Annotated in this window: 23 protein-coding genes; 13 read left to right on the plus strand and 10 right to left on the minus strand. The window is 67.6% G+C overall.

All coding sequences use genetic code 11. The features are described from left to right. Positions 1-52 precede the first annotated feature (52 nt). On the plus strand, positions 53-1,705 hold the full coding sequence (locus FDA38_RS03430) for a sensor histidine kinase (protein WP_137252590.1): 1,653 nt from the start codon (positions 53-55) through the stop codon (positions 1,703-1,705). After that, positions 1,702-2,367 carry a response regulator gene (locus tag FDA38_RS03435; protein WP_137252591.1) on the plus strand — a complete coding sequence of 222 codons (666 nt, stop codon included), beginning with the start codon at positions 1,702-1,704 and terminating at the stop codon, positions 2,365-2,367. Before FDA38_RS03430 ends, FDA38_RS03435 begins: the two co-directional genes overlap by 4 nt. Positions 2,368-2,577: 210 nt before the next feature. Here FDA38_RS03435 and FDA38_RS03440 read toward each other — a convergent pair whose 3' ends face one another. Beyond that, positions 2,578-4,101, minus strand: coding sequence for a PucR family transcriptional regulator (locus FDA38_RS03440; RefSeq protein WP_137252592.1), 1,524 nt, complete (start codon positions 4,099-4,101; stop codon positions 2,578-2,580). A gap of 176 nt (positions 4,102-4,277) precedes the next feature. On the opposite strand from FDA38_RS03440, the gene FDA38_RS03445 reads away from it, so the two are divergent. From FDA38_RS03445 to FDA38_RS03460, 4 genes are read left to right on the plus strand one after another with little or no spacing between them, the layout of a single operon-like run. Further along, entirely contained in the window at positions 4,278-5,765 is a 1,488-nt protein-coding gene (locus FDA38_RS03445; RefSeq protein ID WP_170989568.1) for an MFS transporter, read from the plus strand. Between the two features lie 10 nt (positions 5,766-5,775). After that, positions 5,776-6,843, plus strand: coding sequence for a sugar phosphate isomerase/epimerase family protein (locus FDA38_RS03450; RefSeq protein ID WP_137252594.1), 1,068 nt, complete (start codon positions 5,776-5,778; stop codon positions 6,841-6,843). Continuing rightward, positions 6,840-7,856, plus strand: coding sequence for a DUF6282 family protein (locus tag FDA38_RS03455; RefSeq protein ID WP_137252595.1), 1,017 nt, complete (start codon positions 6,840-6,842; stop codon positions 7,854-7,856). The genes FDA38_RS03450 and FDA38_RS03455 overlap by 4 nt, the downstream gene beginning before the upstream one ends. A gap of 3 nt (positions 7,857-7,859) precedes the next feature. Continuing rightward, positions 7,860-8,567 (plus strand): aspartate/glutamate racemase family protein, encoded by a 708-nt coding sequence (locus FDA38_RS03460; RefSeq protein WP_137252596.1) that lies wholly within the window; start codon positions 7,860-7,862, stop codon positions 8,565-8,567. Between the two features lie 86 nt (positions 8,568-8,653). Here FDA38_RS03460 and FDA38_RS03465 read toward each other — a convergent pair whose 3' ends face one another. Continuing rightward, the gene (locus FDA38_RS03465) at positions 8,654-9,178 is read right to left on the minus strand and encodes a gamma carbonic anhydrase family protein (RefSeq protein ID WP_137252597.1); all 525 of its coding nucleotides are present in this window, start codon (positions 9,176-9,178) and stop codon (positions 8,654-8,656) included. A 32-nt stretch (positions 9,179-9,210) separates the two neighbouring features. Between FDA38_RS03465 and FDA38_RS03470 the strand changes: the two genes are divergently transcribed. After that, positions 9,211-10,389, plus strand: coding sequence for an MFS transporter (locus FDA38_RS03470; RefSeq protein ID WP_137252598.1), 1,179 nt, complete (start codon positions 9,211-9,213; stop codon positions 10,387-10,389). Positions 10,390-10,495: 106 nt separating this feature from the next. After that, positions 10,496-10,858, plus strand: coding sequence for a cupin domain-containing protein (locus FDA38_RS03475; protein ID WP_137252599.1), 363 nt, complete (start codon positions 10,496-10,498; stop codon positions 10,856-10,858). Here FDA38_RS03475 and FDA38_RS03480 read toward each other — a convergent pair whose 3' ends face one another. Continuing rightward, positions 10,859-11,434 (minus strand): TetR/AcrR family transcriptional regulator, encoded by a 576-nt coding sequence (locus FDA38_RS03480; RefSeq protein WP_137252600.1) that lies wholly within the window; start codon positions 11,432-11,434, stop codon positions 10,859-10,861. A 115-nt stretch (positions 11,435-11,549) separates the two neighbouring features. Here FDA38_RS03480 and FDA38_RS03485 point away from each other — a divergent pair, with 115 nt between their 5' ends. Continuing rightward, the gene (locus tag FDA38_RS03485; protein ID WP_137252601.1) at positions 11,550-12,929 is read left to right on the plus strand and encodes an MFS transporter; all 1,380 of its coding nucleotides are present in this window, start codon (positions 11,550-11,552) and stop codon (positions 12,927-12,929) included. Continuing rightward, positions 12,919-13,386 carry a GNAT family N-acetyltransferase gene (locus tag FDA38_RS03490; protein ID WP_137252602.1) on the plus strand — a complete coding sequence of 156 codons (468 nt, stop codon included), beginning with the start codon at positions 12,919-12,921 and terminating at the stop codon, positions 13,384-13,386. Before FDA38_RS03485 ends, FDA38_RS03490 begins: the two co-directional genes overlap by 11 nt. On the opposite strand, the gene FDA38_RS03495 is transcribed toward FDA38_RS03490, so the two are convergent. Further along, positions 13,371-13,814, minus strand: coding sequence for an endonuclease/exonuclease/phosphatase family protein (locus FDA38_RS03495; protein WP_137252603.1), 444 nt, complete (start codon positions 13,812-13,814; stop codon positions 13,371-13,373). The genes FDA38_RS03490 and FDA38_RS03495 overlap by 16 nt on opposite strands. An 89-nt stretch (positions 13,815-13,903) precedes the next feature. On the opposite strand from FDA38_RS03495, the gene FDA38_RS03500 reads away from it, so the two are divergent. Beyond that, positions 13,904-14,743: an EamA family transporter gene (locus FDA38_RS03500; RefSeq protein ID WP_202877544.1), complete on the plus strand. Its 840-nt coding sequence runs from the start codon at positions 13,904-13,906 to the stop codon at positions 14,741-14,743. Here the strand turns inward: FDA38_RS03500 and FDA38_RS03505 are convergent. Then, positions 14,730-15,530 carry an SDR family NAD(P)-dependent oxidoreductase gene (locus FDA38_RS03505; RefSeq protein ID WP_137252605.1) on the minus strand — a complete coding sequence of 267 codons (801 nt, stop codon included), beginning with the start codon at positions 15,528-15,530 and terminating at the stop codon, positions 14,730-14,732. The genes FDA38_RS03500 and FDA38_RS03505 overlap by 14 nt on opposite strands. After that, positions 15,527-16,855 (minus strand): FAD-binding oxidoreductase, encoded by a 1,329-nt coding sequence (locus FDA38_RS03510; protein WP_137252606.1) that lies wholly within the window; start codon positions 16,853-16,855, stop codon positions 15,527-15,529. Before FDA38_RS03510 ends, FDA38_RS03505 begins: the two co-directional genes overlap by 4 nt. A gap of 175 nt (positions 16,856-17,030) precedes the next feature. Between FDA38_RS03510 and FDA38_RS03515 the strand changes: the two genes are divergently transcribed. Further along, positions 17,031-17,681, plus strand: coding sequence for a DUF998 domain-containing protein (locus FDA38_RS03515; RefSeq protein WP_137252607.1), 651 nt, complete (start codon positions 17,031-17,033; stop codon positions 17,679-17,681). Between the two features lie 41 nt (positions 17,682-17,722). Here the strand turns inward: FDA38_RS03515 and FDA38_RS03520 are convergent, their stop codons facing one another. Together FDA38_RS03520 and FDA38_RS03525 are read right to left on the minus strand one after the other, a co-directional pair. After that, the gene (locus tag FDA38_RS03520; RefSeq protein ID WP_137252608.1) at positions 17,723-19,018 is read right to left on the minus strand and encodes an esterase-like activity of phytase family protein; all 1,296 of its coding nucleotides are present in this window, start codon (positions 19,016-19,018) and stop codon (positions 17,723-17,725) included. A gap of 62 nt (positions 19,019-19,080) precedes the next feature. After that, a complete protein-coding gene (locus FDA38_RS03525; protein ID WP_137252609.1) occupies positions 19,081-19,572 on the minus strand; it encodes a VOC family protein in 492 nt (163 codons plus the stop codon). 120 nt (positions 19,573-19,692) lie between these two features. Between FDA38_RS03525 and FDA38_RS03530 the strand changes: the two genes are divergently transcribed. Beyond that, positions 19,693-20,352 (plus strand): alpha/beta fold hydrolase, encoded by a 660-nt coding sequence (locus FDA38_RS03530; RefSeq protein ID WP_137252610.1) that lies wholly within the window; start codon positions 19,693-19,695, stop codon positions 20,350-20,352. On the opposite strand, the gene FDA38_RS03535 is transcribed toward FDA38_RS03530, so the two are convergent. After that, entirely contained in the window at positions 20,338-21,459 is a 1,122-nt protein-coding gene (locus tag FDA38_RS03535; protein WP_137252611.1) for a serine hydrolase domain-containing protein, read from the minus strand. The genes FDA38_RS03530 and FDA38_RS03535 overlap by 15 nt on opposite strands. A 42-nt stretch (positions 21,460-21,501) precedes the next feature. Beyond that, the gene (locus tag FDA38_RS03540; protein ID WP_202877545.1) at positions 21,502-24,471 is read right to left on the minus strand and encodes a PQQ-dependent sugar dehydrogenase; all 2,970 of its coding nucleotides are present in this window, start codon (positions 24,469-24,471) and stop codon (positions 21,502-21,504) included.

Below are 24,471 nucleotides of genomic sequence, written 5' to 3' on the forward strand. Positions count from 1 at the left end.
CACTCGAGCGCCGCAGCGGTGATCATGCGGCAGAACCTTATGGGAGGTGAATATGGCCGTCAGGCTGGGAAGACGTCCGACTTTGGCCGGGCAGCTGCTCGTGCTGCAGTTGGCGATCGTCGTGGTTGTTCTCGTCGCCGTCGCCGCAGTCTCGCTCGCCCAGTCTGCCGCCACGTTCAACCGGGTCGAGGGTCGTCGCGTCACCGCGCTGGCCGAGCAGCTCTCCGGGAATCAGACGCTGCGGTTCGGCATCCGGCACCCCGCGCCCGCGGAGGTGCTCGCGCCGTTGCTCCAGACAACGTTGACGCAGTCCGGCGTCACCTCGATCACGGTCGCCGACGCGCACGGCCGGATCATCGCGGCCACGAACCCCACCACGATCGGCAGCGCGTTGGCGCTCGGTGATCCGTGGGTGGCCTCGGGACGGGGATGGTCAGGTGAGCTGCGGCTAGGGGATGGGAAGGAGTTGGTCTCGCAGGTCCCGGTGCTCAGTCAGGGCACGGATGCGAACGGTCGGCCGGACGGAACGCTCGGGGATCACATCGGCACGGTGATGGTCGGCGAGCAGGCTCCGTCGATCTGGCAACGGTTGCGCGGGGCATCGTCGTACCTGGCGATTTATCTCGGGATCGCCTGTGTGCTCGGGCTGCTCGGGTCGTGGTTGCTGGCGCGCCGGATCAAGCGGCAGACGCTCGGGCTTGAGCCGCGGGAGATCGCCGGTCTCGCCGAGCACCGGGAGGCGATGCTGTACGGGCTGGCCGAGGGAGTCGTTGCCTTGGACCCCCATTTGCGGGTCACGCTGGTGAACGATGTCGGTCGGCGACTGCTCGATCTGCCGTCGAACGCGGTCGGGAGGTCGTTGAGGGAGTTGGGGATCGAGGGTCGGTTGCGCGAGGTGCTCGCCGGGGAGGACGAGGCGCGCGACGCGGTCGTCGTACGGCGTGGGCGCGTGCTGGTGATGAACCGGATGGAAGTGTTGAAGGACGGGCGTTCGCTCGGATCGGTGACCACGCTGCGCGACCGGACCGAGCTGGCACAGCTGGAGCGGGAGCTGGGGTCGTTCCGTTCGTCGGCCGAGTTGCTGCGGGCGCAGACGCATGAGTTCGCGAACCAGTTGCACACGATCTCCGGCCTGATCCAGATCGGGGAGTACGACGAGGTCGTCACGTACGTCGGCGCGCTCAACCGCTATCGTGAATCGCTCGACCTGACCGTGACCCGGCGGGTCCACGACACCGCGGTCGCCGCCCTGCTGATGGCGAAGTCCTCGCTCGCGGCCGAACGCCGCGTCGAGCTCCGGGTATCCGAACGTACGACGCTGCTCCGGCTCGACCCCGCGCTGTCGGCCGACGTGGCGACCGTGGTCGGCAACCTCGTCGACAACGCGATCGACGCAGCGGCCCAGTCCGGTACGCCGCTGTCACCCGCGTGGGTTGAGGTCGAATTGCGACAGGACGCCACCAGTGTGGAGATCGTGGTCCGCGACTCCGGTCCTGGCGTGGCGCCCGAGCTGGCGCAGGAGGTGTTCGCGCACGGCTTCACCACCAAGGCCGCGGCCGAGGGCGAACGCGGGATCGGCCTCGCGATGACCCGGCTGATCTGCCGCCGGCGCGGCGGCGAGGTCGCCGTCACCAACAACGCCGACGGCGGCGCGGCGTTCGTCGCCCGCATGTCCGCCCAGCGCACGCCCGAGGGAGCCCGATGATCACGGTCCTCGTCGTCGACGACGACTTCATGGTCGCCCGCATCCACCGCGGCTTCGTGGACCGCGTCGACGGCTTCGAAGTCATCGGTACGGCGAACTCCGGCGACCAGGCTGTCTCGGCGCTGTCCTCGCTTCGTCCTGATTTGGTGCTGCTTGATCTGTATCTGCCTGACGTGTTCGGCATCGAGCTGATCGGGCGGATGCGCGCCGTACAACCTGATGTCGACATCCTCGTGATCACCGCGGCGCGGGAGGCCGAGGCGGTGCGGGGCGCCGTACGCCAGGGTGTCGTCAACTACTTGCTGAAACCCTTCGGTTTCGAGGATCTGCGCGCTCGACTGCAGGAGTACGCCCGCCGCCGCGCCAGCGTGCCCGACCAGGTCACCTCCCAAGCCGACGTCGACCGCGTCCTCGCCCCCGCCCGCCCATCGGTCAACCGCCTCCCCAAAGGCCTCAGCCAAGAGACCACCGACCTGGTCACCGCCGCCCTCCGCACCACCCCCGAGAACCTGTCCGCCGCCGAATGCGCCGAGAAGGTCGGCATCTCCCGCGTCAGCGCCCGCCGCTACCTGGAATTCCTCTGCACCCAAGGCCAAGCCCAAGTAACCCTCCGCTACGGCACCACCGGCCGCCCCGAACGCCGCTACCACTGGCGAACTTGATGCCCCCCGCGTGCGCTCGCAGTGAATGCCAGGCCCGTGTCACCCGCAAGACACCTCGAGCCGAGGGGACCGCGACACTCCCACGCCCTCGCGGCAGGCTGCTGTCCGCGTACCGCTGTGTCCGGCGCCGACGACAGGAACGTGGCGACGTGTTGCAGTCAGCTCGCCGCTGACAGTGGAGAAAGCTGAATTTGGTGGGATCCTCCAGCGTCAGAGTGATTTCAGGGCGAGGTACATGTCTACCCGGTCCTGGAAGCGGGAGAGGTCGCGGCCGGTGAGCTCCTGGATTCTGTCGATGCGGTAGCGCACGGAGTTCACGTGTAGATGGAGCTGATCGGCGGTGCGTGCCCATGAGCAGGCGGTCTCCAGGAAGATCGACAGCGTCCCGACCAGGTCGCCCCGAGTGCGGCGGTCGTGTTCGAGGACTGCGCCCAATACGCGGGTCGCATAGGTACGGCGTACGTCGTGGGGGACCGCCGCGAGTAGTAGTGCGTGTGAGGTGACGTCCTCGGAGCTGACGACGCTGACCGGTGTACCGCCGACGTGGGCGACGCGGTGGGCGAAACGTGCCTCCTCCAACGCCCCGGCGAGACCGGAGATATCGGCCGGTCCGCTGATGCCGACGGACAGTGTGGTGCTCGCGAGTAGGCCGGGTGCGAAGCGGGCGCACGCCGTACGCACGAGATCAGGCAGCTCCGGTGAATGCGGAAGGAGCGCCACAGCGCGGCCGTCGCCGGTGCGAGCCACCACGGGCCGGCTCACCGTGAGCGCGATGTCCTCGAGCAACGCCGGCGCACCCTCGGGCGGCCCGCTGCCCGAGATCTCTACGACCACGACGACGACCGGCTGATCAGTGGCGAGACCGGTCTGCCGAAGACCTGCCAGTACCTCGCTTTGCGACGCCCCCGCCTCGACCATGGCGACTGCTTCGGTGGCGATCGGCCGGAGCGCCCGCTGGCTTTCGTCCCGTCGCGAGCGATCGAGGGACGCGATCGCGCACAGCTCGCCGACTGCGTCGACCTCGTCGCGGGGCCAGGTCCGGAGATCTCCGTCGACGACCACGAGCCAGGTCGTGAGCCGCTGGCCGAGCGTCGAGCCGACCGGGAACACGCTGTACGTCCCCGACTCGGTCTCGATCGGCGCGGGCAACCGGTCGGTCGTGAGGAAGCCCGCGGTGACGGCGTCAACGGTCGCGGGGTCGAGCTCGGCAGGGCCCGGCACCACATGCCGACCGGACGGCGTGAGCACCCGGCAAATGTGGCCGAAGGCAACCGACACCCGATCGGCAAGCTCGTCCAGGCTCCGGCCGGCGGCGATCGCGGCGAGCATGTCGCGCTGGCGTACCAGGCTGGCCGACGCGCGGGAGTGACCGTTCCCCGAGTCGCGCTCGACGATGTGCTCGGTGATGTCGGTGAACGCAACCTCGGCCGGCACCTCGATCAAGGTGAGTTCGTGAGCCCGGCAGGCCTCGACCAGATCGCTCGGTACGTCGCCGCCGGCCAGCAGCGCTCGAGCACCCCGCCTCGATACCGATCGCACGAACCGCTCGCTGTCGCCGGGACTGCGGTGCCAGACCAGCCCGCTGAGCACGAGCTCGCCGCCGCTGAGGTAGCGGCCGGGGTCGAGGAGGTCGGTCGTGACCAGTCGGCCGATGGGCTGTGCCTGCGCGTCGGGCGCGGCGTACAGCACGCGGAGCCCGAGGCGCTCCTCGTCGAGCAGCTCCGAAAGCAACATGGTGACCTCCCTGGATGAATCTACAGTTTCATCGGCCTGGTGGCAGCCCTTGACTGTGGGATTGCATGGGCTGGACGCTTGACAGTAGAGAAGGCCAGGTTCAATCTTCTAGCCATCGGAATCCAGTTTCCGGGATGCGGAATTCTGTCCTGTCATGGCAGAGGTGGGAGCGCACGATGGCTGAGCAAGAAAAGATCGCGGAGCAGGACGTGCTGCTGGCGGCGACACCCGTCCGAGACGACCGGACGCCTGATGACCGGGCGCCCGACGACGGGAGACGGGCGCTGCTGCGGCTCGCCTCGGTGATGGACCGGATAGGCACCAACCGCAGTCACAAGGTGATCCTGGCCGTGGTCATCTTCGGTGCCTTCTTCGACGTGATCGAGCAGAACACGGTCGGCATCGTCGGGCCCTCGCTGAAGGACCAGTGGGGCGTCTCGTCCGCCGGCATCGGCTTCCTGGCCTCGGCGACGTTCGGCGCGATGTACATCGGCGCCGCACTCGGTGGCTGGCTGAGCGACCTCAAGGGCCGCAAGACCATGTTCAACTTCAACCTGGCGCTCTACAGCATCGGCGCGCTGGTCTGTGCGCTCGCCCCGAACTTCCCGGTGCTGGTGATCGGGCGTGTCATCGTCGGTCTCGGGCTGGGCGGCGAGTTCGTCGTCGGGCTGGCCTTGCTCGCGGAGATGACGTCGACGAAGTTCCGCAGTACGGCGGTGGGGTTGCTGCAGGTCGGCGCTGGGGGGCTGGGGAACCCGGCGGCGTACCTCTTCGGATTCGTGATCGTCGGCGTGATCGGTCCCGATCTGCCGCTGTGGCTGGGTGGACCGGATGCGAGCTGGCGTTGGGTCTTCGCACTTCTTTGCCTGCCGGCTCTGCTCGTCCTCTACACGCGGCGGCACATGCCGGAGACGCCTCGGTACCTGTTGAGCAAGGGTCGCATCGCGGAGGCGAACCGGTCCCTCAGCGTGCTCGCATCCGACCGGCTGAACCCGCGCGGGCTGCTGGTGACGAACTACCTGCCGGAGAACATGCGACTCGCGCAGGCCGACGTACGGTGGACCGAGATCCTGCGCGGTCGGCTCGGACGCAACTCGGCCGTGCTCGGCGCCTGCACGGCATCGCTGTTCGGGGCGCAGTTCGTCCTGCTGACCTTCTGGCCGACGCTGTTGGTCGACCAGGGGTACGAGATCGCGACGAGTCTGTGGTTCACGATGGTGATCTTCACGGGCGCTGTTGCTGGAGCCCTGGTCTCCTCGGTGCTGAACGCAAGGTTCCGCCGGCGTCCGACGATCGCGGTCGCGGCTGCCCTCTCGTGCCTGTCGGCGTTGGCCTTCGCCTTCCTTGCCAACGGCGCGGTCGCGATCCTCGTCCTCGGCTTCCTGTTCGAGTTCTTCTCCTGGTGGGCGAACTGCTCGATCTCGACCTGGTGCCCGGAGCTCTATCCGACGCGGGTACGGGCGTTCGGCATCGGCGTGATCTCGAACCTGGGAATGATCGGCGGCGCTCTGCTCCCGCCGCTCGCCGGAGCTCTCCTCAGCTCGCTGGGACCGGTCGCGTTGCTGAGTCTGGTCGGTGCCATGTGTGCGGTGGTGCTGGTAGCGGTGCCATTCGGGCCGGAGACGTTCGGACGATCGTTGGAGGAATTGCACGATGGCAACTGAAGGACCTCGGATGCGGGTCGGCGTTGACGGACTCAAGATCCCCGAATCGGCCAAGCGCGGTCCACTCGGGACGATCGAGCACGCGCATCAGCTCGGACTCGAAGGCGTCTTCTTCCGTTCGGTGCTGGACCTGAGCCCGACGCTGAACCCGGCCGAACTGCGGAACGCGCGGGCCCGCGCGGACGAGCTCGGGATGTACCTCGAGACCGGGCTCGGCAAGGTGAACCCGTTCGCGATTCCCGAGGCGCCTGAGCTGCGCGAGATCGGCGACGGCGACACCCTGCTCGGATTCCGCCGGATGATGGAAGCCTGCGCCGCGATCGGCTGCTACGAGCTGTGGTCGTCGACCGCGATGGTCAAGCCGAAGTTCCCGGGACGGCTGGCCTGGGACCGCTTCCGTACCGACGTCACCTGGGAAGAGCAGCTCGTCGCGATCGAGCGCTTCCTGCTGCGGCTGGCGCCGTACGCACGAGACCTTGGTATTCACGTGAACCTCGAGACTCATGAGGAGATCAGCTCGTTCGAGCTGGTCCGCCTGGTCGAAGCGGTCGGGCCGGACGTGACCGGGATCGTCTACGACACCGCGAACCCGCTGCACCGGATCGAGCACCCGACCTGGACGGCCCGCCGGGTTGCGCCGTACGTCCGTCAGACGCATATCAAGGACGCGCATCTTGCTCATGGCGAAGGCGGTCTGTACTACCAGCTGCGCCCTTGTGGAGCAGGGGTTGTGGACCTCGCTGAGGTCCTGCCGATCGTTGCTGAGAGCAACCCGTCGGTGAATCTCACGATCGAGAACTACGAGTCGTACGAGGACCGGCCGCGGCCGCCGGAGAAGTGGCTGATCGAGGTGTACGACGAGGAGTTCCTCGCGGCACATCCCGATCTCACGGTGCCGGAGTTCGCGGCGTACCTGGAAATGGTGCACGCCTACGAGAACCGGATCGCTGCCGGCGAACTGCCGGATCTCGACACCTACGCCGCGCAGCCCTTCGGCTACAGCGAAACCGTTCGCTACATCGTCGACAGTGCTGCCCACATTCGCGCTATCTGCGCTTCGGAAAGGACGACCATATGACGTACCTCGCGGAGACCTCGGACAACCGCTCGATGGAACTTCCGGACGAACTGCTCCAGGGCGCGATCGATATCCATGTGCACGCAGGGCCTTGGCTGCGGTCGTGTCCCGGCCGGCTCGATCCGTTCCAGATTGCCGAGCAGGCGAAGGCCGTCGGCATGCGGGCGTTGATGTACCTCGACCACACGCTCGGGATGAGCTGCGGTACGTCGCTGCTGACGACGCGGCAGGTGCCGGGTATCGACGTGTTCGGCGGGATCATCATGACGTCGGTGCTCGGCGGGCTCAATCCGCGGGCGGTGAAGACCGCGCTGGAGTACGGCGCCGGCGCAAGGTTCGTGCACTTCGGTGCACATTGCACGCACTTCATGGCAAGTCACGAAGGAAGCTATGTCGACGGGAAGCCGGTGACGTTCAAGGATCAGTACCCGGCGTTCCAGAAAGAACTTGATCGCTCGATCCGGGTCCCGCTCGACGGCTCTGTGCCTGATGATCTGGCGGAGATTCTCGGGCTGATTGCGGAGCACCCGCACGTGCATCTCAATACCGGGCACGTCTCGGTCGACGAGGCGATGCGGCTGGCGGACCTGGCGATCGACGCGGGGATCCGGAAGATCGTCGTGGCGCACCCGTGCCGTGGTCGGATGACGGTCGAGCAGCAGCGGAAGCTTGCCGAGAAAGGTGTGCTGCTGGAGGGCGCGGTCTCGGACTGGATGTTCCATCGCGGGCTGCCGCGGACGAACTACTACGTCGAACGCGAATGGGCCGACGAGATCGCCGGGATCGCGAACGCGCCGGAGTTCAGCGGGATCATGCCTTGGGCGCGACAGATCCGGGAGATCGGCGTCGAGCACTTCATCCTCGGCACCGACTACGGCATCCGCTCCGGCCCGACACCGGCCGAGGGCATGCGGACGCTGATCAGCTCACTGCTCGACCTCGAGTTCACCGTCGACGAGATCAACACGATGATCAAGAACAACCCCGCCCGCCTCCTCGACCTGGAGCCGTGAGCGGTGCCGGGGACCGTACTCGTCATCAACCCAAACACCAACAAACAAACGACCGCGATGATGACGGACCTGATCCGGCCGGCGCTATCCGCGGCTGGGTTGACGGTCGAGGGCATCACGGTCGCCCACGGTCCCCGCATGCTCGCCGACCCCGCAGCCCTCGCCGCAGCCGGGCCCCACGTGTTGCACGCCGTACGCCACCGCCTCACCACGGCGGCCGGTGTTGGCGCGGGTGGTGAGGTGGTTGCGGTGATTGTTGCGGCGATTGGGGATCCGGGGCGGGAGTTGTTGGACGGCGTACTGGATGTGCCGGTGGTGGGGATCGGGCAGGCTTCGATCTTGGCGGCGGCGCGGGGTGGTCAGCGGTTCGGGATGGCGACCAGTACGCCGTTGTTGGCCGACTCGCTCGTGGACCTCGTGGCGCAGTACGGCCACAGCGACACCTTCATCGGCGTACGGCTGACGACGTCCGATCCGCTCGTGCTGGCGGCCGACCCCGAGCGCCAGTTCCTCGAGTTGGCCGACGCAGTCCGCGCTTGCGTTGCCGACGGCGCGGAGTCCGTGATCATCGCCGGCGGCCCACTCGCCGCCACCGCCCGACGCCTGGCGGAGCTCGACCTGGCCCCGATCATCGAGCCACTCCCCAGCGCAGCCGCCTTGGTCATCGCAGCTGTGGACAACAGCCCCGGAGGCACGAGCCGGGGTGGGTGAGAGCGGGTGCGTTGAGGAGCGGAGCGACGAAGGGAGCGACTGCGGAGCACGCGTGGAGCAGACGCAGTACGCCTCACCACATCCGGCTAGTCCTCGACCAGTTCTACGGTGGTGGCGTGGCGTTCGGCTAGGGCGTGGTAGACGGTGGCGTTGTGGTCTACGAAGAGTTTGGCGGTGCCGTCCAGCGGGATGATTTTCTTGGCGGGGCTGCCCATTGCGACTGACTCCGGTGGGATGACGGCGCCGGGGGTGACGGTGGAGCCGGCCGCGACCAGGGAGCGTTTGCCGACGATGGCGCCGTCGAGGACGATCGCGCCGTTGCCGACGAGCGCCTGTTCGCCGATTGTGCAGTCGTGGACGAGGCATTGGTGGCCGACGGTTGCGTTCGGGCCGATTTCGCAGCCGTTGTGGCCGACGTGGATGACCGTGTTGTCCTGGATGTTCGCGCCGGCGCGGATCGTGATCGTACCCAGGTCGGCGCGGATCACCGCGCCGTACCAGATCGAGACGCCGGCCTCCACGACGACATCCCCGACCAGCGTGGCGGTCGGCGCGATCCAGGCGTCCGGGTGAACGGTCGGGCGCTTACCTTCGAACGAGTACATGGGCATACGCCGCACCCTATGCCGCGTAGCCTCGTGCGGTGCTGAAAACAGTTGCCGGGTTCGCCGCGTTCGGGTTGTTCTGGGGAGCGTGGGGCGCGATCCTGCCCGCGGTCCGGACCGGCGCCGGGGTGAACGACGGTGAGCTCGGCGTCGCGCTGCTGATGATCGGACTCGGTGCGCTGGTGTCGATGCGGTTCACGGGGTATCTGATCGATCGGTACGGCGGTGTCGTGCTGCCGGTCGTGACCGTACTGTTCGCGATCTGCGGCGTACTACCCGCGCTGGCCGGCTCGGTTGTCACGCTGAGCGCCGCGTTGTTGTTGCTCGGAGCAACCTCTGGCGCGATGGACGTAGCCATCAACGCAACCGGCTCCCATGCGGAGGCCGCCACCGAGCGCCCGGTGATGAATTTCGCGCACGGCATGTTCTCGGTTGCGGTCGTAGTCGCAAGCCTGGGTACGGCGGGACTCCGCGCCGCCGGCGTCGGCGCGCTCCCGGTGCTCGGCGGGGCCGCCGCCCTGATCGTCATCACCGCACTCGTTGTCCTGTCGCAACGGGACACCGCACAGGCCGCCTCGGGCAGCACCTCGGCGCAACCAGCAGCCACAGGCGACGCACGGAACCCGCGGGCTGATGCCGAAGGGTCGGTGAGGGGGAGGTTGGAGCCGACTTTGCTGATGTTCGGGGTGCTGTGTGCGATTGCTTATCTGGTTGAGAATGCGTGGCAGAGCTGGAGTGCTGTGCATCTGGATACTTCGCTCAACGCGCCGGCCGGCCTCGCGTCTGTCGCCCCCGCTGTCTTCGCGGCTGCGGCTGCCACCGGCCGGTTTGCCGGAAACGCTCTCCTGAAGCGGGTCCAGCAAGTGCAGCTGCTCGTTTTCGGCGGGCTCATCGCGGCGGTGGGCTCGCTTGTCGCGGCGACCGCCGGACACCCGTGGATAGCACTGGTCGGCATTGGCATCGCAGGGCTAGGTACGTCGGTCTGCGCGCCCACCATCATCGGGATGGCCGGCGCCTGGGCCGGACCCGCCCGACGCGCAGGCGCGATCTCGGTCGTCACCACGATCGCCTACCTCGGATTCCTGATCGGCCCGGCGGCGGTCGGCGCGGTCTCCTCGCAGTGGTCGCTGCCAGTCGCACTCGGCGGCGTCGCCGTACTCGCGGTCGTCGTCGCCGGCCTCGCTCCGGTAGCCGGCCGCATCGCCGGAGCCCGTTGAAGGCCGCGAACGCGATCGACCCGAGCCGGCCTTCGACGTACGGCGAAAGGGATTTGAAAGGACCTCCCGCGAGGCTACGGTGACAAGGACTAGCGAGGAGGGTTCCATGACGGAGATCGCGAAATCGGGGGCCGCGGTGATCAACCGGGCCGACGGGCGGGACGACGGGGAGGAGTGGACCGAGAATTACACCCAGTTGCCTGGTGGGGCTGGGGTGTCGCTGATTCTCGAGTCAACCACGAAGGAGGGCGCCGGTCCGCGGCTGCACAAGCATCCGTACGCCGAGACGTTCATCATCCGCCGCGGTACGGCGACGTTCACAGTCGGCACGGAAGAGATCGTCGGCCGAGCGGGCCAGATCCTGGTCGTCCCCGCCGACACCCCGCACAAGTTCCGCACCGGCCCCGGCGGCTACGAAGCGGTCCACATCCACGCCAACCCGACGTTCGAAACGGTCTGGCTGGAGTAGCTACTCCGACGGGGGAGTGAACGCGGCCAGCAAGGTCGCGGTGATGTACGGCGCGGCTTGGTCGGACGTGATGCGGCCGGCGTGGAGTTCGCTCGCGGCGCCGTGCATCACGTTGTGCATGACGCTGACCAGCCACGAGGTCGGCAGGTCGGTGCGGAAGAGGCCCTCACTGCGGCCGCGTTCGAGCAGCCGTTCCACGCGTGCCATCGGGTCGGCGTGCAGCTCTTGGACCCGCCCCGGCGGCAGCGCGTCCTGAGCCGCGAGCAGCAAAGCGCGGTACTGGTCGACCAACTGCCAGCTCGACTCGATCAGCCGCCCCAGCGCCGAACGGGGATCGCCGGTCAGATCGACTTGCCCGAGTGTCTCCTCGCCGGTCGCGATCGCCTGCACGAAAACGGCGTCGATCAGCTCGGCCCGCGACGGGAAATGCCCGTACAGCGTGACTCGCCCGACCCCGGCCGCCTTCGCGATCTCCGACGTACTCGCGGCCGGATCGCGGCTCAGGCACTCCGCCGCCGCGGTCAGGATCGCCGCGATGTTCCGCTGCGCATCCGCCCGTCTGGTCGTGACAGCCACGGAAACCTCCTCATCTCGAACACCGTTGTACGAATTCCTCTTGTCGAACACCAGTGTACGAGTTACGGTACCAACTTAACCCGTACACACCTGTTCAACTTAAGGACGATGACCGATGAATCAACCCGACCCCCGGCGGTGGCGACTGCTGGGGCTGCTCGCCGTCGCGCAGTTCATGCTGATCCTCGACGTCACCGTGGTGGCGATCGCGCTGCCGAACATCGAGACCGATCTCCAACTCGGCCGCGAGACCCTGACCTGGGTGGTCAGCGCGTACACGCTGATGTTCGGCGGCCTGATGCTCCTGGGCGGCCGCGCCGCCGACCTGTTCGGTTCCCGCCGCGTCGTGCTGACCGGCCTGATCGTGTTCACCGCGGCCTCGCTCGTCACCGGCCTGGCCAACGGCCCCGAACTCCTCCTCGCCGGCCGCGTCGCCCAGGGCATCGGCGCCGCGATGCTCTCGCCGGCCGCGCTGTCCGTCGTCACGAAGACGTTCGACGGCGACGAGCGCAACAAGGCACTCGGCATCTGGTCCGCGATGGGTGGTGGCGGCTCGGCGATCGGCGTACTGCTCGGCGGCCTGCTCACCGCCGGCCCCGGCTGGCAGTGGGTCTTCTACATCAACCTGCCCATCGGCCTGATCGTGTTCATCCTCCTGCTCCGGATGCTCCCCGCCGATCGCCCGAGCGAGCAGCAGGGCCGCCTCGACGTTCCCGGCGCTCTTCTCGTCACAGCCGCCACAGGTACGGCGATCTACGCGCTCATCAACGCCGGCGACCGCGGCTGGCTCTCGGCCGCGACTCTCGGCACACTGGCCGGCGCCCTCGTCCTGTACGGCGTCTTCGCGTGGGTCCAGCGCTCCGTCCGGTGGCCACTGATGGACCTCCGGATCCTGACCCGGCGACCTGTTGCCGCAGGCACCTTCATGTTGCTGGTAGCAACGGCTCTGATGATCTCGATGTTCTTCCTCGGATCCTTCTACCTGCAACACTTCAAGCAGTACGGCGCCCTGCGTACCGGGCTGCTGTTCTTGCCGGTGGCAATCGCCGCGATCGTCGGCGCGCACCTCGCCGGTCAGCTGGTCGGTCGCGTCGGAGCACGACCGGTCGCCGTCGTTGGATTCGCGATCACCGCCATCGGCGTCGCCATCCCCGCGATCTGGGACGGTGCCGCTGAGATCGTGATCGGGATGACCGTCGGGACGGTAGGACTCGGTGCTGCGTTCGTCGCGTCCTCGACCACGACGTTCGCGCAGATCGATCATCGGGAGGCCGGTCTCGCGTCAGGCATCCTGAGCACGTTCCACGAGTTCGGTGCATCGCTCGGCGTCGCGGTCGTGTCTAGTGTCGCGGCGGCCAGTCTCGCCGGCACGGTGTCGACCGGATTCTCTCGTGGGTTCACGTTCGCCGCGATCACCGCAGTGGTGGCGGCTGTCCTTGCGCTGATCGTCGTACCGGCGTTCAAGCCTTCAACCGGAGGGGTTCATGTCCATTGAGATTCGCCGCGCGGTGGTCGCGGATGCAGAGACCGTGCTGACCATGCTGGGGGAGTTGGCGGCGTACCAGGATCAGCAGCAATACGTCACTGCGAGCGTGCATGACTGGGAAGGGTTCCTCGAACGCGAGGACGTGATCGTGCTGCTGGCCGAGGTGGACGGCAGCGTCGCGGGGTACGTGTCCGCCCTTCGCCGTCCGTACCTCTGGGTCGGTGGCGATCAGCTCGCGCTGGACGACCTCTACGTCCGCGAGGCATTCCGTGACGCCGGCGTCGGTCGCCGGTTGATGCTCGGCCTCGCCCGGTACGCGCTGCCGGACCGACTCCCGATCGGCTGGGGTCTCCGCCTCGAGAACACGGCCGGCTACCGCTTCTACGAACGCCTCGGCGCCAAGCTGGTCACGAAGACCGCAGCCGGCTGGTCGCCCGAGGCGTACGAGGCTCAGCTCAACGAATAGGTGGCCGCGACCGGGAGATGGTCGGAGGCGAAGCTCACCGGGACGGACACCGCCGTCGTCGCCAACTGCGCGCTGTGCAGCTGGTAATCGATCCGCTTGGTCGGCAACGGAACCGGACTGGTGAGCCCGAGCCCGAACCCCTTCTCCGGCCAGGCGTCGGTCAAGTGCGTGGTGAGGGTCTTCACCTCGGCCGACGTCGGTAAGGCGTTGAAGTCGCCGACCAGCACCGTTGCCTCGGGCGCACACGGCCTGCCGTCGACGTCGATCAGCGTCTCGAGCGGATCCCAGTCCAGGTTGGCGGCGAAGACGTAGTTCATCTTCAGCCGCGCCGCCAGCCAGGCCGGCTGGTCGACCCAGTTGCTACGGGCGTCGAAGTACTTGTCGACCCCCGCGCCGTGGTGGATGTTGAACGTCACCGTCTTCACCACTACGGCAGTATCACATTTGGAAAGGATCAAGGCCCGGGACTTACCGAAACGCCATGGCCCCGCGCAGGGCCGCTTCCTACCGTGAAGTGATGCGAAGGACCGTCCCGCCGCAGGCCTACTTCATCGTCAGCGCGGTCTTCCACTACCTGGGACCCGCGTTCGCGGTGCTGCTGTTCGCGCGCATCGATCCACTCGGCGTGGCCTGGCTGCGGATCGCCGCCGCCGGTCTGATCTTCTCGGTCTGGCGCCGGCCGTGGCGGACCTGGCGGACCCTCTCGTGGACCACCCGACGCCTGGTGATCGCGTGGGGTGCCGTCCTCGCGGTGATGAACTGCTGCTTCTATCTGGCCATCGATCGCATCCCACTCGGCACCGTCGCCGCCGCCGAGTTCGCGCCGGTGATCCTGCTCGCAGCGATCGCCGTGCGTTCAGTGCGCAACCTGCTGGCGCTCCTACTCGCAGTCGCCGGTGTCTACGTGCTGACAGACATCCGCCTGTCCCACGACTGGATCGGGTTGACCTTCACCGCCCTCAACGCGATCCTCTTCGCGGCGTACGTCGTACTCGGCCACCGAATGTCACAAGGCCTGCAACGGATCGATGGCCTCGCACTAGCGATGACAGTAGCGACCGTCCTCGCACTACCCGTCGGACTACACGCAGCCGTCCCCGCGTTTACCAATCCCGCTCTGCTCGCCGCAGCCGTAGGAGTAGGCGTGTGCTCATCGGTGATTCCGTACGTCGCGGATCAGCTCGCGATGGCGCGGTTGAAGCGGTCCACGTTCGCGTTGATGCTGGCGTTGCTGCCCGCCACGGCGACGGTGATCGGTGCCGTCGTACTGCGGCAGTTCCCGCGGCCGGCCGAACTGGCCGCGGTTGCGATCATCGTCGTCGCGGTCGGGCTGCATCGCGAACCTACATCGCCTTGAGCGACAGCTCTTTCCAGTCCTCCCAGGTCTGCAGCCGCTCGGCGTACGCCTGCTTGACCAGCTCGTGGCCCTGGCCGAAGAAGACCCGCAGCGGCGGGTTGGGGGTGTCGGCGAGCTCGAGGATCGCCTGCCCGGCCGCGGCCGGGTCGTCGAAGTCGACCGCCGCGACATAATCCACCAGAGCCTTCCGGTGGCCGTCGTACAGCGGATTCGGCGTCGCGGCCACCCCGCCGGTCAGGCCGTCGGTCGCGTAGCCGCCAGGCTCGACGACTGTGACGTTGATACCGAAGCCGGCGACCTCCTGAGCAAGCACCTCGCTGAGACCTTCGAGAGCCCACTTCGACGCGCAGTAGCCGCCGCCGAGCGCGAGTCCGACCAGACCAGCCACCGAGGAGATCTGGATGATGTGGCCGCTGCCCTGTTCACGCAGGTAGGGCAGCGCCGCCTGGACCACCCAGATCGGACCGAAGAGGTTGGTCTCGAGCTGGTCGCGCAGTTGCTGGTCGCTGATCTCCTCGATGGCACCCGACAGCCCGTAGCCGGCGTTGTTCACGATCACGTCGAGCCGGCCGAAATGTTCCTTGGCCTGCTCGACGGCCCCGAAAACAGCGGCCTTGTCGGTCACGTCGACCTCGAGCGGGAGTACGGCGTCGCCGTACGTGTCGACCAGCTCATTGAGGCTCTTCCGGGCCGTCGCGGCCACCCGGTCCCCGCGGGACAGGGCAGCCTCGACGAAGTGCCGGCCGAGCCCGCGAGACGAGCCGGTGACGAACCAGACCTTGCTCATGCGGGCCTCACGTTGTGGTTCCCGGCGAACAGGTTGGCCGGGTCGTACTCGCGCTTGACCGCCGCAAGCCGCTCGTACGTCGCCGTCGGGTAGACCGCATCCACATCGGCGTCCTCTGCGGCGGACAAGAAGTTCGCGTACGCGCCCCTGACCTGCGGCGCGAGCTTGTCCCAGAGCGCCTGCCGGGCCGGACCGGTCGCCTCGACGACCGGCGGCGGGCCGATCGTGGTCGTGGCGAACATCAGCTCCGCCTCCCGATGCGCGTACGCCGTGGCGTCGGCCGCGACCTCGGAGACGGCCCCGCCGACGGTACGGACGGACATGATCGGCGAGCCCTGCGTCGCACCGGTCTCGGCGAGGATCCGCAATACCTCCGGGACGGAATCCTTGTCGACAAAGGCACTCCGGGTGATCAGCTGGATGCCGGGCGGCGGAGTCACCCCGTCGACCAGGACCTCGGCGTACGGCCGGAGCGCGACGTCGTCGGCGAGTACCGTGCCGAGCTTGCGGATCGGGTCGATCGCCTGGGCGGCCAGCTCCGCGTCGTCGCCGTCGAACGCGACCTCGATCTCCAGCGGCGCCTCGGGACCGCCGAGGAACGGGTTGGCGAACGCCGCGATCGAGGTGAGCTCAGCCGGCGCGGTGCGCTGGTACTCCGCCCAGCCCTGCAGCACCTCAGCGATCTCGTTCGCCGGGAACACGACCTTGCCGAAGTAGATGTCGGTCGTCGGGTGCGCCGCGAACTCGAACGCGGTCACGACCCCGAAGTTCCCGCCACCACCGCGGATCGCCCAGAACAGCTCGGCGTTCTCGTCCTCAGCCGCGCGAACCACGTCGCCCGCGGCGGTCACGACCTGCACCGCGACCAGCTGGTCGAGCGCCAGACCGTACTTGCGGACCTTCCATCCGATCCCGCCGGTCAGCGTCAGCCCGCCGACGCCGACGCTCTTCGTGTCACCCGACGAGATCGCCAGCCCGTGCGGCGCCAGCGCGGCCGCGACCTGTCCCCAGGTCGCGCCGCCGCCGATCCGTACGACGTTCTTCTCCTTGTCGATGACCTCGATCCCGGCCATCTGGCTCAGGTCGATCACTACTCCACCGGCGTTCGTCCCGAATCCGGCGAACGCGTGCCCGCCGCCCCGGACCGCCAGCGGCAGCCCGCTCGCGGCGGCGTACGCGACGGCTTTGCGGACGTCCTCGACACTCGCCGGCCTGAGGACGTACGCCGGGCTGCCCCCGACCAGCACGGTCCGGCTCGCGGCGTCGTACCCCGCGTTGTCCGGTCCGACGATCTCCCCACCGAATCCTTCGATCACTGCGTTCATGACGTTCCTTTGCGTTTGTCCTCATCGAACAAACACCTGACGTCGGCCGGGCAGGTCATGTGACGTGAACAAACGCACATCACACTTCGCGGGGCTATTTCGTCTGTCGTGTCGAACCGGCGCATGGTCGCTCGACGCAGGGGTGACGGATACCCCCTGTGGAAGGACTTTCGAGATGACTACTCACGATGTGACCGTTTCGGCCGGCAGCGTCTCCACCCGTGCCCTGCTCACCGGCGGTGCGGTCGCCGGTCCGCTGTACGTCGCGGTGTGGCTGGTGCAGGCGTTCACCCGGGAAGGCTTCGACATCACCCGCCACCCCGCCAGCCTCCTCGCCAACGGCGGCCCCGGCTGGATCCAGACGACGAACTTCATCGTCAGCGGCCTGCTGTCGATCGCCGCCGCCATCGGCCTCCGCCGTACCCTCTCTGGTCGAGGTCGGACCTGGGGACCGTGGCTGGTGGGCGCGTACGGCTTCGGGCTGCTGCTCGCCGCCGCGTTCCCCGCCGACCCGGCGGCCGGCTTCCCGGTCGGCACTCCCGCCGACTACGCCGAGATCAGCACCCGCGGCATGGGGCACTTCGTTGCCGGCAGCATCGGCTTCTCCGGCCTCATCGCGGCGTGCCTCGTGATTGCCGCGCACTACCGCTCGATCGGCCGCCGCGGCTTCGCCCGCTTCTCCGCCATCACCGGCATCCTGTTCTTCGGCGCCTTCGCCGGGCTCAGCGCCGGCGCCGGCAGCCGCCCCACGATCATCGCGTTCGATCTCGCCGTTGTCCTCGGCTGGACCTGGCTCACCGCGGTCTGCCTCGACAAGCGGCGCTGAAAGCGGCCCTGGGAGCTCCCTGTGCTCCCAGGGCCGATCCTTCAGTGCAGACGGATCGTGACCAGCGTCGTCTCGATGTCGCTGTCGACCAGGTTGCCCTTGGCATCGAAAGCCGCCGGACCGTCGGTCATCCCGAAGTCGTTGTCGTTGATGACGACCAGGGTGTCGTGCGACAGCAGCGCCACACCCTCGATCTTCTTCGGTGCACCCTTGACCGTGTTCAGGTCGAGGAACAGCTGCTTCTTCAACACCGGTACGCCGGTCGCATCCGCTTCGTACGACGGTGTCGTGGCAGCGTCGTCCCACTTCGACCCGAGGATGTTCGCGGACGGCCGCAGTACGACGCGCTGCAACCGGGCGGCGTTGTCGGTCCGCTCCTCGACCAGCAGCGTTTCGGGGCCTGCAGCAACGATCGACGAGATCTTCAGCTCGCTGGTGTCGTCCTCACCCGGGTCAACCACACCGACCGGGTCGAACTGGTACGCGTACTCGGCCGTCAGCTTCCCGCGGTGCGGCGAGAACCGGAGCAGCCGGGTGTTGAGCGACGCCTCACCGACCTTCTTGCTCGGGTTCGACAGCGGGCTCTGCAGCGCGAGGACCAGGTCGCCGCCGGGCAGCTGCGCCAGACCCTCGAAGCCGCGGTTGATCTTGCGGGTCAGGAAGATCGCCGGCAGCGACTCGATGACCGGGTAGTCGGCGCCCTTCAGGTTCAGGCCCTTCGGGACGTACCGCGCGAGCACCTGCCCGCGGCTCGACACGTGCACGAGCGACGGGCTGTACTCGTCGACCAGCCAGAACGTGCCGTCGCTCGCCCGGACGATGCCCTCGGTGTCGAGGCCGTTCGGGTTGATGCCGAGCCGCGTCGACGCGTCGAAGTTGTACGGGAGTTCGTCGCGGCTCTCCTGGTTCGACAGGCCGGTGACCGGCTTCCCGTGCCGGGTGGTGATCGGGATCGCGTCGATCACCTTCAGCTTCTTGCCGTCGACCTTGATCTTGACGATCGCCGGGTCGAACCCGGGCACCGGGAACGTCCGCCGGTTCACGTCGTCGATCTTGATCTGCCCGTTCGGACCCCGGTCGGTCACGGTCCAGAACTCGCCGCTCTTGCCGGCCGGGAAGATGTCACTCCCGATCCCGCCGAGGTCGACCTTCCGGTCGTTGTCCACCGACCCACGGATCAGCGAGTTCGAGAACTTCCCCAACGAGATGTCCGGCAACGTCGCCGTCCCGACCACCTTCGGCCCACGGTCACCGGCCACGGCAGCCGGCGCCGTACCCGCCACCAACGCGGCAACCCCCACCACCGAAGCCGCCATCACCCACTTACCACGAGACATGCCAACTCTCCCCTCACAGACGTCCACGCGACCCTCCCCTGGCCGCGTGAACGTCACATGAACTACGGGACCCGCGAGCGCATTTCCGCGGCGAAGGATTCCTGCAGGCGGCGCATGGTGGCGGCCTCGGTGGGGTCGGCGAAGAGGGCGGGAAGGTCGGCGGGGTCTACGTCGTAGAGGTGGGTCTGGATCCACCAGATGTTGCCGGCCGGGTCCTTGATGCGGGCGCCGCGGTCGCCGACGATGCGGGACGTGGTCAGCTCGGTGACGACGGTCGCGCCGGCGGCGACGGCGCGGGCGACCGTTGCGTCCGCGTCGTCGACGTACACGCTGAGGAAGCTCGGGGTGTCGGGCCAGTCGGGTCGGGCGTCGAAGGCCATCACGACCGAGTCGCCGATCGTGATTTCGGCGTGGCCGATCGTGCCGTCCTCGTTGGGTACGGCGAAGGCCGGCTTGGTTCCGAATGCCTGCTGGACGAACTCGAGCCACGCTGCGGCGCCACGAACGGCGACGTACGGAGTAACAGTCGACTTACCGCCAGGGTTCTTGGTCATGCCTTCATCTTGAACTTAGTAGAGGACAGCTTTTGTCCTCTAAAGGGGGTTGGCGGCGAAGAGGTATTCCCTGGCTTCCTAGCGGTGGCGAGCCAGGGCTGGATCTTGTGAGATTGCCTCATGACGACATTTGTTCTGGTTCCCGGTGGGTGGAAGGGCTCCTGGGCCTACGAGGCGGTGATCCCGCTGCTGGCCGGACACGTTGTTCACGCGCTGACGCTGACCGGTCTGGGTCCGACCGACGACGACGCGACGGTCGCGACAGCCAACCTCGACACGCACGCTGACGACGTACTGCGGTTCCTCGATCGCGCCGACCTGTCCGACGTCACGTTGGTCGGCCACAGCTACGCCGGCATGGTGATCACCGCCGCCGCGGACCGTGCCGCCGATCGGATCTCGCGACTGGTGCATCTCGACGCGTTCGTACCGCGCGACGGCGAGTCATGGTGGTCGTTGGTCAACGACTACTTCCGGGCCGTGGCCACGGCCGGTGCTGCGACCACCGGGTACGCCGTCAGCCCGCCGGGCAACCGCGACCCCCGTCGCCGGCCGCATCCCCTTGCCTCGTTCATGCAGGAGATCCGGCTCACCGGCGAGGTCGATCGGATCGCTCGCCGGGACTTCGTCTACTGCTCGGGCTGGGAGGAGCAGACGCCGTTCGCCAGGCTCCGCACCCGGCTCGAGGCCGATCCTGACTGGCAGGTCCACGTCGTCCCGACCGGCCACGACGTGATGAACGAGGCTCCGCAGGCAGTCGCCGACCTATTGCTTAGCTAGGGTCTCGATCAAGCGGGTCGCGCGTGCGTCGCCGTGGCCGATCATCCGGTTGGCGGTGTAGGCGAAGGCGATGCCATGCTCGTCGTCCGCGAACGCGAACTGCCCGCCGGCACCGTCGTTCGCCAGGCTGCGCCGACCGAGGGTAGGACGGAACGCCGAGTCCAGCAGAAAGCCGGAGCCCCACCGCGCGCCGGCGTCGAAGCCCAGGTAGCTCTTGCCGGCCGACACCTCTCGGGCTGCATCGGAGACGGTGCCACGAGACAGCAGCGGCTCGGCGCCGTCGAGTCCGGTGATCGCGGCGGCGTACACGCCGGCCAGACCGGTTGCCGAGGCAACAGCACCTGCACCAGGCAGTTCCATCGCAAGCAGGGCAGGATCGTTCCAGCCGTGCGAGACGTCGAGACCCGGAAACTCGAGCGCGCCGTTCATCGTCACGATGCGCATCAACAGATGCTCGGGATCCAGCGCCGGCGGACGTCCTTCGGACTCCTCCAACCGGGCCAGGTTCGGCAGCTCCGACGCGGGCAACCCGATCCATGCTCGCAACCCGAGCGGGTCACCGATGACGGTCCGGAAGTATGCCCCCGGCAACTGTCCGGTCAACCGCCGTACCACTTCACCGAGCACGAACCCGAACACATGCCCGTGATACTCGTACGTCGTCCCCGGCTCCCACAGCGGCTTCTGCTCCTCGATCGCCGCAACCACCGGCGTCCAGGCCGCGATCTCCTCGAACGAGAGCGTCTTGTCCAGCACCGGGATCCCGGCCCGATGCCCGAGCACCATCCGGCAGCTGATGTCCTCTTTGCCGTTAGCAACAAACGACCGCCAGTACGTCCCGATCGGCTCGTCGAGTGACAGCTCCCCGGACTGAGCCAGCAGGTGTACGACGACGCTCACCAGCCCCTTGGCGCAGGAGAACACCGGTACGACGGTCTCCTCCGACCACGGCCGGCCCGGCGCCGCATCCCCGTCCCAGAGCTCGACCACCTTGCGCCCACCGGCGTACACGGTGACGGCAGCGCCCAGCTCCGGGAACAGCGAGAAGTTCTCCGCGAACGTGTCCGCGACCGCGCCGTACCCCTCGTCCACCCAACCCTTGCTCATGCGGAAGACGATAGATCGGGCGCGGCCGTCAGAACGACCGAATTACGGCAGCACCCACTTCTGGTTCGTCGCGGTTGTACACGTCGCGAGGATGAGCTTGGTGCCGTTGGCACTCGAACCGCCGGTCGCATTGAGGCACAGTCCGGACGCGGCGTTGACCAAGGTGCCGTTGGTCTGGGGAATCCATCGCTGGCCGGGTGAACTGTCGCAGGTCCACAACACCGCAGGGGTGTTGAGAGTCGTCGTACGAGCCGACAGGCATTTGCCCATCGTCCGAACGGTTCCGTCCTCGAGCGACGGCGTCCACAGCTGGTTCGCCGACGACTTGCAGGTGTAGAGCGTCGTGGGCGTACCGTCCGCGGATGCGGCTTGGTAGACGTCGATGCACTTGCCACCGATCCCGGTCGCGGGCCCGGCGTCCTGGAAAGCGCCGAACTCCCACAGCGAGTAGTAGCTGCCGGCAACAGCCCGCTTGGTCGCGTTGATCCGGATATACCTGGCGTAGTTCGCACTGAACTGCACGCTGTCGGTCCCGCCGTCGCCGGCCGTCGTGGAGTAGACGGTCTTCCACGTCCGCGCGCTTCCGGAGACCTGGATCTGGTACGACTTCGCGTACGCCGTCGACAACCAGTTCAGCAACACCCGGTTGACCACCTGCACCGATCCCAGATCGATCCGGAGCCACTGCGGATCGGTCCGCGCACTCGACCACGCCGTCGACATCGACCCGTCAACAGCCTTCGTTGCCTCCCGCCCCGCAAGATAGGTGCTTGAGGCAAGCGCCGGTCGACCACGCGCGAGGTTCCGCTTCACGCCGTACGACGCCGTGTACGTCGTGGCCGCCGCGGGCGCGACGAGGTTGTGGTTCCGCGCGCCGCCGTCCGACCAGGTCGCGAACCGGTAGAGCTGGTTCGCCACCGGCTGCGTCGGATCAGCGGACACCGACACGCTCGACCCGACAATCACCGTGGAGGTGAAGGGAGTCTTCGCCGTCGTGTCGAGAGACGTCACCGGCAACCCCGCAGGCGACGAGGCGAGCCGCAGGCCGACCGTCTTGGGATCGAGCCGGACGCTCTTCGTATCGGTCAAACCTTGTGCATCCGTCGCGGTCAGCTTCAGTTCGAGGTACGACGGATACTCGTGATCCGGCGCGGTGAACGATCCCTGCGCACCGGTCATCGACGTGATCGTATGCGTGTGGCAGTCGCTCGGACAGTGATGCATGATCAGCGACCAGGTCAGCGCCGACGCCGGCAACGTCCCTTGCTCGGGATCGGTCGCCGAACCCGAGAAGCTGATCGTGTCCCCGACCTTCCACGTCGTCGCCGGACCAGGTGACGTGATCAGCGCGGTCGGCGCCGTGTTCGCCACATTGATCTGCATCGACGTCGTACCGGTCGTATGGCCGTCCGACACTTTCAACCGGGCGACGACTTCTCCCGAATTCATGTACGTGTGCTGCACGGTCGCCGCCGTCGAGTCGTCGTACACACCGTCGCCGTCAAGGTCCCACGCGTACGTCAACGGATTGCCGTCGGCGTCGTTGGAGGCGGTCGCGTCGAACGTCACTGCCAACGGCGTCGGCCCGCTCGACGGGTCCGCGTGGATCACCGCGGTCGGCGGGTTGTTCGTCGCGTCGTACACGTACCGGAGCAGCCGGCCGTTGTCGTAGTCCACTGCGAACAGGTCCCCACCCGGGCCGGTCTGCAGCTTGGTCGCGCCGTACCCGGAGGCGAAGTTCTGGATCTTCGCGGGATCCGGCAGGCCGTCCGCGCCGGGCATCATCGCCCAGACGCAGCGGCGGCTGTAGTCCGCGAAGAACAGCGCGCCGTTGTACTCCGCCGGGTAGTTCCCGTTGCCGTAGAACTGCATGCCGGAGATCGACGAGCTGCCGACCGTGCAGGACTCGCCGGTCACGATGTGGTCGGTGTGCTTGTACGCGTAGTACGGCGACGTGACCGCGGACGGCCCGGCGGCGTACAGGTTCTCGCACAGGTTGACGTTGATCGCGTCGTACCCGGGCTGTCGGTTGGCGCCTTCGTAGCAGGGCCAGCCGAAGTTCGTGACCTTCGCGGTCGGGTCGACGATCCGGTCGATCTCCTCCCAGGTCGAGTAGCCGACGTCGCCGATCCACATCTCCTTGGTCCCCGGCCGGAACGTGAACCGCATCGGGTTGCGCATACCGTTCGCGACGATGCGGCGCGCGTTGAGGTCCGTGCTGCTCGCCGCCGGGTTGCCGGGCGCGGCCTGACCGGTGTCGGGATCGATGCGGATGATCGAACCGTCGAGGCCGGCCGGATCGCCCGGCGTACGGACGTCCTGAGCTCGGAGCGCGCCACCTTCGGCGGTCGGCGGCGTCAGCGTCGTACCGACAGCTGCAGGTCCATCACCACAAGGGTTGTCCGGCGTGATGTCGGACGACGGGTAGCCGTCCTGGCCGTAGTCGACGTAGTTGAAGCTGCCGCCGTCACCGCCGCCGGCGTACAGCATCCCGTCCGGGCCGAACTCGATCGAGCCGATCGAGTGGCTCGGGAACACCTGGCACCAGTCCTCGACCAGCACCTGTTCGGCGCCGGTGCCGTTGAGGACGGAGAGTCGCGCACTGGCCTGGCAACCGTCAGCGGTCGGGCCGGGTGGCGAGGGACAAGGGTCGTCGTTGGTGTCCGGCGTACCCCATTTCGGTGTCGGTCCGCCGATCAGCCCGTCGTGCGTGTACAGCACGTAGATGCGTGGATCCGTTGGGAAGTTGGGGTTCAGGGCCATGCCCAGCAGGCCGCGGTCCCAGTAGTTGTAGACCTCGGTACGCAGATCGGCGTACACGCTCGGTGTCGGATCCTCGAGCGAGTCGAAGACCTTGATCAGGCCGCTCTTCTCGGCGACGAACACCCGGCCGTCCGGCGAGAACGCGACGTTCGTCGGATTCGTCAGCCCGGTGAACACGACCTGCTCGCTGAAACCGGTCGGCGCGACCGCGGCCTGTGCCGGCGCGATCACGGCAAGCGGCAGCAACAC

It is taken from the genome of Kribbella jiaozuonensis, assembly GCF_005233875.1.
Lineage (GTDB): Bacteria > Actinomycetota > Actinomycetes > Propionibacteriales > Kribbellaceae > Kribbella > Kribbella jiaozuonensis.